Origin of the sequence: Paenibacillus sp. TAF43_2, from assembly GCF_052113545.1 — a bacterium.
GTDB lineage: Bacteria > Bacillota > Bacilli > Paenibacillales > Paenibacillaceae > Pristimantibacillus.
On sequence record NZ_JBFRDK010000187.1, the window covers coordinates 1 to 11767 of the forward strand.

Annotated in this window: 13 protein-coding genes and 2 pseudogenes; 12 read left to right on the forward strand and 3 right to left on the reverse strand. The window is 44.1% G+C overall.

Annotation, left to right across the window (positions count from 1 at the left end):
• The 7 genes and pseudogenes from AB4Z17_RS27620 to AB4Z17_RS27650 all read left to right on the forward strand — a co-directional run.
• Nucleotides 1–256: pseudogene (locus AB4Z17_RS27620) on the forward strand (TetR/AcrR family transcriptional regulator); the annotation flags it as partial.
• 124 nt (nucleotides 257–380) lie between these two features.
• Entirely contained in the window at nucleotides 381–1502 is a 1122-nt protein-coding gene (locus AB4Z17_RS27625; protein ID WP_441963353.1) for an ABC transporter permease, read from the forward strand.
• On the forward strand, nucleotides 1502–2209 hold the full coding sequence (locus tag AB4Z17_RS27630; protein ID WP_441963355.1) for an ABC transporter ATP-binding protein: 708 nt from the start codon (nucleotides 1502–1504) through the stop codon (nucleotides 2207–2209). The genes AB4Z17_RS27625 and AB4Z17_RS27630 overlap by 1 nt, the downstream gene beginning before the upstream one ends.
• A gap of 505 nt (nucleotides 2210–2714) precedes the next feature.
• Nucleotides 2715–3464: a hypothetical protein gene (locus AB4Z17_RS27635; RefSeq protein ID WP_441963357.1), complete on the forward strand. Its 750-nt coding sequence runs from the start codon at nucleotides 2715–2717 to the stop codon at nucleotides 3462–3464.
• 24 nt (nucleotides 3465–3488) lie between these two features.
• Nucleotides 3489–4568, forward strand: coding sequence for an ankyrin repeat domain-containing protein (locus AB4Z17_RS27640; RefSeq protein WP_441910923.1), 1080 nt, complete (start codon nucleotides 3489–3491; stop codon nucleotides 4566–4568).
• Nucleotides 4569–4616: 48 nt separating this feature from the next.
• Nucleotides 4617–5060: an SMI1/KNR4 family protein gene (locus AB4Z17_RS27645; protein WP_441910921.1), complete on the forward strand. Its 444-nt coding sequence runs from the start codon at nucleotides 4617–4619 to the stop codon at nucleotides 5058–5060.
• A gap of 227 nt (nucleotides 5061–5287) precedes the next feature.
• Nucleotides 5288–5611: a hypothetical protein gene (locus tag AB4Z17_RS27650; protein WP_076266536.1), complete on the forward strand. Its 324-nt coding sequence runs from the start codon at nucleotides 5288–5290 to the stop codon at nucleotides 5609–5611.
• Nucleotides 5612–5699: 88 nt separating this feature from the next.
• Here AB4Z17_RS27650 and AB4Z17_RS27655 read toward each other — a convergent pair whose 3' ends face one another.
• Complete coding sequence (locus AB4Z17_RS27655) at nucleotides 5700–6422, reverse strand: YheC/YheD family protein (protein WP_441963359.1); 723 nt, start codon at nucleotides 6420–6422, stop codon at nucleotides 5700–5702.
• Nucleotides 6423–6656: 234 nt separating this feature from the next.
• On the opposite strand from AB4Z17_RS27655, the gene AB4Z17_RS27660 reads away from it, so the two are divergent.
• On the forward strand, nucleotides 6657–7118 hold the full coding sequence (locus AB4Z17_RS27660; RefSeq protein ID WP_441963360.1) for a phage tail protein: 462 nt from the start codon (nucleotides 6657–6659) through the stop codon (nucleotides 7116–7118).
• Nucleotides 7119–7275: 157 nt separating this feature from the next.
• On the opposite strand, the pseudogene AB4Z17_RS27665 reads toward AB4Z17_RS27660, so the two are convergent.
• A pseudogene (locus tag AB4Z17_RS27665) lies at nucleotides 7276–7517 on the reverse strand (transposase); the annotation flags it as partial.
• Nucleotides 7441–7761 carry a hypothetical protein gene (locus AB4Z17_RS27670; protein WP_441963367.1) on the reverse strand — a complete coding sequence of 107 codons (321 nt, stop codon included), beginning with the start codon at nucleotides 7759–7761 and terminating at the stop codon, nucleotides 7441–7443. The pseudogene AB4Z17_RS27665 and the gene AB4Z17_RS27670, both read right to left, overlap by 77 nt.
• A 244-nt stretch (nucleotides 7762–8005) precedes the next feature.
• On the opposite strand from AB4Z17_RS27670, the gene AB4Z17_RS27675 reads away from it, so the two are divergent.
• From AB4Z17_RS27675 to AB4Z17_RS27690, 4 genes are all read left to right on the forward strand, one after another.
• Nucleotides 8006–8887, forward strand: a complete 882-nt coding sequence (locus AB4Z17_RS27675) for a helix-turn-helix domain-containing protein (protein ID WP_441963362.1) — start codon at nucleotides 8006–8008, stop codon at nucleotides 8885–8887.
• A gap of 89 nt (nucleotides 8888–8976) precedes the next feature.
• Entirely contained in the window at nucleotides 8977–10050 is a 1074-nt protein-coding gene (locus AB4Z17_RS27680; RefSeq protein ID WP_441963363.1) for a phosphotransferase enzyme family protein, read from the forward strand.
• Nucleotides 10051–10102: 52 nt separating this feature from the next.
• A complete protein-coding gene (locus AB4Z17_RS27685) occupies nucleotides 10103–11113 on the forward strand; it encodes a helix-turn-helix transcriptional regulator (protein ID WP_441963365.1) in 1011 nt (336 codons plus the stop codon).
• Nucleotides 11114–11169: 56 nt separating this feature from the next.
• Nucleotides 11170–11688, forward strand: coding sequence for a DinB family protein (locus tag AB4Z17_RS27690; RefSeq protein WP_441910913.1), 519 nt, complete (start codon nucleotides 11170–11172; stop codon nucleotides 11686–11688).
• The last annotated feature ends 79 nt before the right edge of the window (nucleotides 11689–11767 follow it).

Consider the following 11767-nt stretch of genomic DNA (forward strand, 5'->3'; position numbering starts at 1 on the left):
AATTAATACTGCTAATTCTTCTGCAGCAGCGCGAGATCTTGAATTTATTGAGGAAGCACATATGACCCTTAAAATTCAATTATCACGCTTGTTTGAACGCGCACAAAAGGGCAAAAGTCTACGGCAAGATATCCCATTGCCTGTACTTATTGGTGTTTTTTTTAACTTAATTAATACGCCTAATATGCTGAATATCCCTATTCCTGATTGGGGAAAGCTGTTGTTTCAAATGTGGATCGGGGGAGCTAAGAGCTAGCCTTAGTCTCGGAATTAATTTGACACAAGTGTCATTTATAATGTTTAATTAATGAGACAAGCGCGATTGTGTTATAAAATTGACACAAGTGTCAGAAAAATAGAGATAAGGAGTTGAAAAGAAAATGTTTTTAGCTATGAAGGAATTGATGCATAGTAAAATGAGATTTTTAATGATCGTCATTATTTTTGTACTGATAGCCTGGTTAGTATTCATCTTATCAGGTTTGGGGAATGGACTATCTACGCTAGCTGCGTCAACATTTAAGACAATGAAGGCTGATTATGTCGTATTTGAAGAAGGGTCGCAGTCTTCAATGAGCAAGTCGTTACTGTCTGATCAATTGATTAAGGAAGTGGAGCTGCTACCAAATGTGAGTGCTGCCGCACCCATGGGAACAACGATGGCAACGGCGCTTAAGGAGCAAAGCACCAAGAATGAAGATAAGATGGACATAGCGATTATAGGAATTATTCCAGGAAGCTTCTTAGAACCGGCTATCGTAGAAGGGGAAAGCCTATCTTCTGGGAATCCTACAGGTGTCGTGGTGAATTCAACCATGAAGGACGAGGGCTATAATATTGGTGACACTTTTCAGTTAGATGGAACGACGGAATCATTGACAATTATCGGATATGTTGAGAATCAGACCTATAACCACGTTGCATCAGTATTTACTCCAATGGCTGAATGGCGGAAGATTACCTTCGCGGCTCCTGGTTCGGATAAAGGAGTTGCAGGGCCCGTTAATGCGATTATGTTACAAGGCAAGGATATCGCTCCAGATTTAATTAATAGTAAGCTATTAAATACGGATACGGTTACCCGAGCGGCAGCCGTTCAAGGAATGCCAGGGTACAAAGAAGAGAACGGCACTATTTTAATGATGCTTGCATTTTTACTCGCTATTTCCGCATTCGTGCTTGGGGTGTTCTTTTATGTAATTACGATGCAGAAGACCAACCAATTCGGCATTATGAAAGCTATTGGTGCTAGTAACAGATTTTTGGGCAAAGCTATTGTATCACAAGTGTTCGTGCTTTCGCTGACTAGTATTGTAGTTGGAATCTTACTGACTTATGGAACAGCTGCCATTATGCCGAAGGGTATGCCATTCAAGCTGGAAACTAGTCTTGTCGTCACGTATTCTGTTATCTTGCTAATTATCGCTATGTTAAGTTCGATCGTATCTGTTCGCAAGATTACAAAGATTGATCCGCTCAAAGCGCTCGGGAGGTTTGAATAATGACTAAGGGATTGCAAATGAGTGAAGTCACAAAATATTATGCTGAAGGAGGCAATCGAATCGCGGCACTCGATCATGTGTCAATATCAGTGGAGCCGGGTGAGTTTGTTGCTGTAGTTGGACCGTCCGGGTCTGGTAAAAGTACGTTCTTATCTATTGCTGGAGCGCTGCTTAGGTCCTCCGTAGGAGAGATTAAGCTGAATGGCTATAATATCTCTACGCTTACTGCGAAAGAACTATCTAATATTAGGTTACGAGAAATCGGATTTATTATGCAATCATCGAATTTGGTTCCCTATTTAAATGTTCTTGATCAATTGCTAATAGTAAAAAGGATGTCGGGAAAGGTTAAAAGGGAGGATAAGGAATTCGCCACGAAGTTGCTGGAAGAGCTGGGTCTGGGTTTGAAGTTAAAAAGCCCTCCGGAAGAGCTATCAGGCGGTGAGAAGCAACGGACAGCGATTGCTCGTGCTTTAATGAATAATCCCAACATCATCTTGGCGGATGAGCCGACAGCAAGTTTGGATACCAAACGTGCCCATGAGGTGGTCAGTCTAATTGCGCATGAGGTGAAGTTGCGCCAGAAAGCGGCGATTATGGTTACCCATGATGAGCGTATGCTCGAATATTGCGACAAGGTATACCGAATGGAAGATGGGAAATTGTCATTAGCCGAATCGTCAAAATCAGGGGAAGCCCATGTTTGAGTTCTTTTCTTTTCCTTCATCTTACAGCACTTTCCTTCTGGATAGGGGCACACGATTTCGGATGCCTTTTGATGCCGCCCAACAGATGGTATGGTGATCCATATTCTAAGTAAGGTGAAAAATTTTGTTGTGGAAAGTCGGATATTATTGTAAGAATACGGAATATATTGATAGAGGGTATCCCAAAAGTCATAAAATGACAGAGGGACACCCTCTTTTATTTTTAAAGAGGGGCGAAGCACACAGGGAAGGAGCTGGAGATTGTGCTGAACGGGCAAGGCTATATTTCTAGCATTGCAAACTTTATTTCCAAAATTCAGGTGAAAAGTAGGTAGACTCAGGACAAGCGATCACTATAATGGAAATAAGATACATTTATAGAACCAATCTGTTGAATATAAAACAAAATCGTCATAGGACATATGAATTTTGAAAAGAATTTTCCATGAAGTACGTCCGACTGCCAACAGCGGCAGACTTAATAGTCCAAATAGKGGGAGTATTTATGTACATTGTATCTCGGCCAAAACCGCTGTCAGATGGTAAAAACCAAGCACTTGCGAAGGAAGACAGCGCTGTTTATCCACCGGGCTACCTCCGGTTTTTGCAGCGATTTGGCGAAGGGACTTACAGAGGGTGGTTGAATGTTCAGCTGCCGGATATGGAGGTGCTTAAACCCTTTGCTGAGTATGGGTTATGGGAGCATGACGAAGACAGCCCCATTACTGAGCAACAGATCGGTGAGTGTACCGTTATAGGTACAACGGTAGACGGTGATTTTCTGGCCGTGCATCCCCAGACGGCTTTACTTCTCTGGCTGCCTCGGCATGCGGAGCACGTTAAGGCGATTTCACTGCAGAAACGGGAGCAGGAAGACGAAGGGATGTACGCCTTGGTGCTGGACGAAATATATCGTCAGATGTATGGAATCAGTCAAGATGAAGCTGTCTATTATGAACCGTGGACAGGTACTCGGAGCCATCTCTTTTTACGTTTGCCACAAGGGCAGGATCAGCTTTCGCTACCCGATTTGGCTGGGATGTGCCAAGCAGATTTTCCACCGGATTTGTCCATTGAGACCCCATATGCATGCTTCCTGTTCTACCGGCAACTAGGTGGCTATGTACGATTGAATTATGCTTACCAACAAGAGGTGGCTGTTTTCTATGAACAGGATGTACAGCAGGCGTTTGCCGTTATGAAGCAGTGGCTCTTGTCAAAAGGGTGCGAAGCAATTTCAGAAAATAACAGTTGAGCTAGGTGTAGGAGCGATTAATGAATGATAAATCTAAAAGATATTGGGAAGTTCGAGGATCTGCCGGAAATTGCGATGCACATATACAAAGGAAATATTCCTGCTTTGCAGGCTGCTATTACAGCAGGCTGGGATATTGAAGCTGGCATCATACTTAGCAAGCATACCACGTTAAGTCCGCTTGATCTGGCGCTTATATTGCAGCAAATGGATGTTGTAAAGCTGCTGGTAGCGCATGGGATCAACCTGAATGTCAATCATAATCCGGCCTTTTTGCGAGCAGTTCGCTATTGCAAGGAAGACATCATTCGCTACATTGCAGCGCAAGGAGCCAAGCTGGACAAGCCCAATCAAATCGGGTCTGGCGCGTATTCACAGGCCTACTATGGCAACAAAAACAATATCCGGCTCATTCATGAGCTGGGATTAGATATAAAGTTGCATGGCGGTGCTGTATTGCGTCAAGCTGTATCGGATCATGACTATAAGACACTCACCTATTTGCTCGATCATGGGGTGGACATCAACTATAATAAACCGGATATGGTCTATCCTTATCAAGCGACTCCGTTAACCGTTGCCGCGCGCATGGGTAATCTGGCCATGGTCAAATTTTTGATCGAACGCGGTGCGGACGTGACTTTTGCGGAAAAGGACGGCGAGCGCCCGTATACGATTGCGGTCAGCAATAAGAATACAATCTTGGCTGACTATTTGAAATCGCTGGAGCCGGCAGAGCTTCATAATATGGAAAATAAAAAGTTTGAGCTAAAAAAATATAAACTGACCGATGAACTGGTCAGCTTTCTAATTGGAGACAAGCTGCGCCTTGAGCTTGCGCAAAATGAATATAAAATCGGGTATATCGATTTTTTTACATTAACTGATACGATCGAGATGAAAGTTGGCAGGCAAAAGCTGTTGCGTCTGTCAGCCGATATCGACAATTGCTCTGATCTGCAGCTAGTATGGAATCCGAAGAAAAAAGGCTTGGTAGGCTGTTATGACGTGGAGCACCAGGAGTATGCGGATTTGTGCAGCTTTACAGAGTTTCTCGTGCAGCCTGAAATGTACCTCATTAAGTTTCTTGAGGGAGAGTTATAGCTATTAGTCACATTAGTAGAGGAGAAAGTGTACAAAGGAGATTAACTTATGAAGGATGCGTTAATGGAGAGATTAAAGAATTTCCTTCATCTGGAGGATAATAGCACACTAGTAGGCATTCCGGCGACCCAAGAGGAAATTGCTAAGGCACAGCAACGGCTGAATGTAAGCTTTCATGAAGATTACGTACATTTTATAAGGACGTTTGGCGGAGCATATGCAGGTCTTGCGGTACATGCATTCTCTAATGGCTCTAGTCTCGGAAATGAAACGGTTATTGATTTGACACTGGAGTTCCGAGAGCAATTCAAGGAGCTTCCCTGCGCAGAGGTTTTACGAACTAGTTATGTCATTTCTATGGATGGTTCCGGCGACCCGATTATCATCGATCGGTTAGGAAAGGTACACATCTGTTATCACGATACCGGGGAGATTAAGTTAGTAGCGGATTCATTTGAGTTGCTGGTCGAGGAAAACTTTTATGAGTGGTGATTAAGAGAAGCATAGTAATAGCGCTCGCTGTTTTAAACCTATAGTGTCGAACCACCTGTTTAACTACGAGGGTGGTTCTTTTTTTGTTTGAGGTGCATCATCATATGCTGCCGTATCCTCGCGACCATTGGACAAACGTGCTTTTTTTCCTTGTCCACATTTATACCTTACCAAAATCTATTAATTTGCATTTAATGAACGATACCAATATCAAGGAGGTTTTGTAGATGGGAAATAGAAGACCTACGGGTTACGACCCTGTTCAGATATTTAACTCCACATCGTTTAATGCGTTTGGAAAAGTTGAATATGCATCCATCTTTTGTAGTGACGACAATTATGCGGTTCAGCGTGACGAGACTTGGACAGCTTCTAGCCGTGGAGTTTGCTTGGTGACTAGAATCACCGCAACGGTTAGAACACCGAGTGGAAATATTGAGGCGGAACCGTATACTTCTTCCGGCACTTCTTTCAGCAAGTTTGCCATTATACAGGTAGGGGTAAATAAGTTCCAAGTGACGCGTGTTGTAAGTACAAGTAGACGCAAGTAAAATCCCAAACGGGGCATGATCAAGTATAGGTTATAAAAATGAAAAGACGACAAGCCAAGGATAAAAGGCTGGTCGTCTTTTTTTCGCTCTAATGTTTCTTATACCATGATATTCTGCGCTGCATCGAGGAATCTTTCAAGAGCCGGAAAGGGCGCAAGTCCGGTTGATAATTGCCTTCAATGATCCAAATTCGATGCTTTCTGTCGATGCCTATATCGAACCCGACTTGTCTAAGCTTGGGGTAACGCTCTCCAAGTCTTTTGGCAGCCAATAGTGCGATCCGTTCCGCTTTGACAAGCAAGCTCCGATCTCCGATTCGGGCTAATTTTAGCGCCTCAAGCACTGGAATGGTGCGGCTAGTCACATTTGTGACTAAATATCCTTGCGCCGCTACTTTTGCGTATGAGCCTGTCACGTTCCAGGGGGATAAAGAGCCTTTTTTCCGCTGAGTTATTATGCGAATGTCGAATGGCTTGTGCCCTATTTGAGCAAGTTGCAGACGTCTTTGGACAATATATCCATGAGCACTGTTTTTTTTACGGAGCCATTTGAGTATTTTATCAGTGTCTCTCATGGTAACTGCATTCTGTTCGTTATGAATACGATAGGCATTCGTACCGTTCCGTTTGATGAACACGATATCCCTTCCGTAACTCCCGTTGCGAGGTTTCAGTACGACGCTTTGATATTGAAGCAGCATTTTCGATAAGGTGTTCTTCTTAAGCAACTGTGTTTGTGGCAACCGTCCGGCGAGAGAGGACCTGCTGCGAAAGATGCGATATTGCAACCATTTGTCTCTTTTAATTAACATTATAATCACAGCCTTTTTCAGACTTATACGGTAATTCTAAGTTAAATTAGTGATCAGCATAAGTGACGATTCGTCCATATTTATGAACCGAAGCAGGTAAAGAAGGCTTTTGAACCCGCACCGCATATCATTTCTGTTTTCTCCGCTTTGCGTGGTAGAATGGTGGGGATAAGGAATGATATTATAAATAATGACAAGTTTTGTTGGAAATAATGTAATAAAGGAGTGATGGACATGTCTTATATCGTTGATTTTAAAAATGTGTCTACGGTTGGTTTAGAGTCTTCACCTGTAGCAGAAGCGCTTGCTGGTTTGCGCGCTAATGAAGCCCGTTACTTTATGAATAAATACAAACATGAATTTACGGTTGTGCCGGCTAGCGAAAGTCAGGATACACTTGATTATGTGAACCAAGTTTTGAAAGAGCGTGATATTGCGTTTGCGGCCAAGCCTTTAGAAACGTCGCGTTTTCAAGTGGAGAATATTAAATTTGCTTACGTCTTTTATGAAGACGGTCTTGGAATCAATGTCATGTATACGGTCGATGACGCTAAGAAGCGGGCCGTTGGCTTTAAGCTTTCCGAGGGGATGGAAGTACCAATGGAGTTAGAAGGAAAGTTTAAGTTTGCGAGGCAAAAGTCTAAACTAGCTGGAACAATCCGAGGTTCGTTTTTTGTAATTAAAAAAGAATATTAAATAAGCAACAGCGAAAATTCGGACTGTATGGGGCTTGAGGCCTGTAAGCTCGAATCGTAATAAGAATGTCTAGGGGCTGTCCCATAAGCATCAAGCTCGCTGAGGAATAGCTCGCTTTGAACGGGTGTATTGGTAAATATATAGCAGTACAGGAGAGCTATTCCTGTACTGCTATTTTTCTATTCTGGTCTATGGTTGCTTGCTTCATMRGATTRTGGGCAAGCGAAAGCCACCCGACCTCCAGACTYACCTTAGGTAAGCTGCGAAGCAGAAACGCCGGAATCCTTGATTATTCTTTATCTGCCCTAAAACACTTTCGGGTTTAATCATTCGTCTTACCGACAGCGAATATCCTTTCTCGCAGCTCAGTTTTTCCCTTGCTTGCTGCTTGTAGCGCATAATAACTCAGACTGACCATATCCAGCATCAGCGATGATCGTCGTATGATTGTAATGTGCGCGAACCAATAGTGGAGAGTAAATAAGTGTAAAAGTGCACCTGTTTTTAACAAACAAGTTTGGAATGTTGCAAATAGGTGTACAAATACCTCTAATTGAGCAGATTTGAAGAAGATTTGGTTAAATAAGTGCATTTCTGCACTTAGATGAAGCTGCTGCAGGCGCTGCCGCAAAAGTCTTTGCATGACAGGGGAACATCCCCATTTTCAAATGAAAGGACTTCAAATTCCACTGTATAGTGGAGCTTGAGGTTCCTTTTCTCGATGAAAATAAGTTCTAAGTAGTGCTCAAAAAATCGCAAAATGACTTTTGAGACAGCCCCTTTTTTAAATGCAGAAAACAACAACGTTTTCCATATCATGGTATAATTTTGCTAATAGTCCTTATGTATTTTAATGATAAGGAACAATAATATCCTAGGAGTGTTGCATGGAATTATACAAGCTTTTGTCTGAGCTTCTATCACGAATAGAAGAAAATGTTTCTGGTACTAGGGAGGCAGAGTATGTGGTCGATCTCCCGATTTCCATTGTTCATTTGCGTCGACTCTTCAAGTTCGCTTTCGGCGTGCCGCTACAAAGCTATATCCGCTCTCGAAAGCTTGCCGCCAGCTTGGAGCATTTGATGCTTTCCGAGAAACGAATTCTCGACATTGCAATCGAATGCGGTTATGAACATGAGCAAACCTACATACGCGCGTTTAAACGCGAATATGGGCTTACGCCTGGCGAATGCAGACATTCCGGAAGAAACATTCATATAACAGCTCCTCTTCATCTATTTCCGAAAAATAATGTTTGCGGAAACTTGGTATACGGGCCGAATATGGTCATGATGCCATCGTTTCATTTAATTGGGCAAATGTATCGAATTGAAATTGCTGAAGCGCCGACAAAAGCGCCCGAGGCTGCTAAGCAGTTTTGGTGGAACAATCGGCATAAAGTGCCAAGTCCAGTAGAACCCAATATTTATTATGGTCTAACAAAGACACTTGATCCATCATTTAGTTGGACGCACTATCTACCATCTATACGCGTACAGAATCTGAATGATATTCCTGACGGCTTTTCAGGCGACACCGTCCCTGCTTCCTTATGCGTCGGTTTTCGTTATATAGGGAACCATCATTATGAGGAGATTAGTGAACTGCGGGCAGAGGCGCTATATCATGCTATCGATAGGCTTGCAAAGGAGAACGAAGGGAAATATGAGCTTCTGGATAGCGAATTYTTCGTGGAAAAAATAGACACGAATGCATACGATGGCGAGTACTGTCAGATGGAATGGTTTGCGCCCATTAGAGTAAAATGATCAAAAAAGTCCATTGAGCGTGCCGCTATTGTGGTACGTTCTTTTTATAGCGTAAGAAAAAATAAATGTTTGTGCGGAAAGGAACTTGTATGAATTATAACGAGGTTGTTTCAATCGGTGATACCTATTTGCTTACAGTAGTATCGGAGCTGTTCGGATTAGAAGGCTATGAAATTCAGCTTATTCCGGCTCATGATGGTGGAAGGAATGTCGTATATACCTGTGTGAAAGAGGGCGCCGACGCAAAAATACTTAGAATCGCTTTTTTACCTGACAGAAGCCGGGAAGATTTTCTGGGAGAAGTTGAGTATGTTAGATATTTATTCGAGCATGGGGGAAGTGTCTCAAATGTAATCAGCTCCCGGATGGGGAATCTGCTGGAGGAGATCAGACATAATAACCACACCTTTTTTGTCTGTCTGTTTGAAAAGGCTAAAGGAAAAATGCTTGTAGAAAATAATTATCAGTACCGAGAAGGAGCTCCAATTACCGAATATTATTACAATTGCGGCAAAGTCCTGGGAAAACTGCATCAAATATCAAAAGGGTATATGCCTGTCCATCGCCGGCATAGTTTTTTTGACAAATACAATGCCGAATATATTGATAAATTGATCCCCGACTCCCTATCTCTGCTTAAGGAGAAGCTGGTAGAGCTCCTTAATACCTTAAAAGGATTGGACAGCAACCAGGATACTTTCGGAATGCTCCATTTTGATTACAACGATGGGAATTATTCCATCGATTTTGATACCGGACAAATAACCGTATATGATTTCGATAATTCATGTTTCGGTTGGTATATGTTTGACTTGGCAGGCCTTTGGACAAGCGGAGTGGGCTGGATACAATTTGAGCCAGACGCCGGTAAACGTAAAAAGTTTATGGATGATTATTTTGAAACAGTCCTCGCGGGATACAGATCCGAGGCCCAGATTGAAAATTCGATGTTGGAAATGGTGCCTTTATTTATCAAAGTAAATCTCTTGGAAAATATTATTGACGCATTCGAGGTCATGCAGAACAACGGTGAGGAACCAAAGTGTGATGAGGAGCTGTCGTATCTTATAAAGTGTTTGGAAGACGATATCCCGTACAAAGGGTTTTTTCATGAAATGTACTCTTGCGAAGAACCCTTTGAGTATGAGGAACGAAATATTTAGTTTTTACAAAGTGAAATGAGGTTCAATTACGCGATGAAGAGAGGCTGCCCCTATGGCAAAATGGGATAACATGCTGTCTATGCTGTGGATGCTGCGATCCGGAAGGAAGCTCACCGCCGCGCAGATTGCAGACAGTTTGGAGATCAGCGTCCGCACCGTGTACCGGTATATCGACGCACTATGTGCCAGCGGGGTACCGGTCGTCGCGGAACCTGGACATGACGGCGGCATTCGCATTATGGAAAGCTTCAAGGAGACACCATTGTTTTTCAATCCCTTAGAGCTGAAGGCGCTTGTAGACGCGTTTAAATTTACGCAAGGCGCTGGCTACCCCTATACAGAACAGCTGGAAAGCGTGTTGAAGAAGGTGGAGAACGGGCTGCACGAAGATCAGCTTCACGATCTGACCCGTCAGACGAGCGGCATGGATGTGATTGCTCTGTCGCGTCCGCCTTCCGTCGTTCCGTTGTTGCGAGACCTGGAGCAGGCGGCGGATGACGGACAAACAATGCGCATCACCTATCGTAAACCAAATGCGGAACAGTCGGGCGAACGTAACATCGATCCCTACGGGCTGGCTTATGTCCGAAACGAATGGTACGCTGTCGCGTTCTGCCATCGGTCACAAGCGGCTCGGACGTTCCGCGTGGATCGTATCGCACGGCTGGAGCCGACCGATATGCGGTTCGAAAAACCGGAGCACTTCTCAGCGTCCGCCTATTTCCATGACCAGTCCAAGCGGGAACGAGAAGCGGACGGACCGTTGACGGTCATTCGCATCGAGGGGGACCCGGTCACGTTGAACGCAGTTTGCGSCCACTGGCATATGCGCCACTATTTGACGGAACGGACCGACCGGGAGGCGCAGTTCCTGCTCGATACCCCAACAATGAACAAGTATCTTCCAATGTATCTGATGACGTTCGGCACGGCCATTCGCATTCGGGAGCCGCTGGATCTGAAATATCGCATTCAGGAAATAGCGATAGGAATTGCAAAACATTATGCAGACGATTCCGATTGTACTTCGCTGACAACAGTTGTCAGCAAACCCGGTGTATGATAGTGGAAAGACTGCAGCAGCCGAACGACGATGAATAAAGGAAGGTGGTTTCACCCATGCTTAAACAAACGCATCAATTGTACGATTATCACGTTTGGGCGAACGAGCGTTTATTCGGACATCTAGAGCAGCTTCCGAAGGAAGTGTTCCATGCGGAAGTAACGAGCGTTTTCCCGTCCGTGTCACAAACGTTCGGGCATATGTACTTGTTCGAACAGCTTTATCTATGCGTGCTCGCGGGAGTTCCGAACGAGAACATTTTTCCGAGGATGTCGGTCTGGGCGGAGCAAGCGCAAGGCAAAACAGTGGACGAGACACGGCAGCTGTTCGCCGGCGTCGCCGAACAGTACCGAGATTTGCTGCAGCGAACGCCAGGCCCGGACAAGGAGATGACGATCGAGCATCCGAAGTACGGTAGTCTCAATACGCGGTTCTCTGAGATTCTGCAGCATGTGGTCAACCACGGGACGTATCATAGGGGCAATGTGACTGCGATGCTGAGACAGCAAGGATATGAGGGGTTCCCGACCGATTATCTGTTTTATTTGATGAACCAACAGGAAAGTCAGCGGTAAATCGAGTGAAACGAGCGGGGACGATATTCGTCTAAAGCAGGGAGAAAATTAAAAAAACTCAAAAATGCGCTTGGAACCC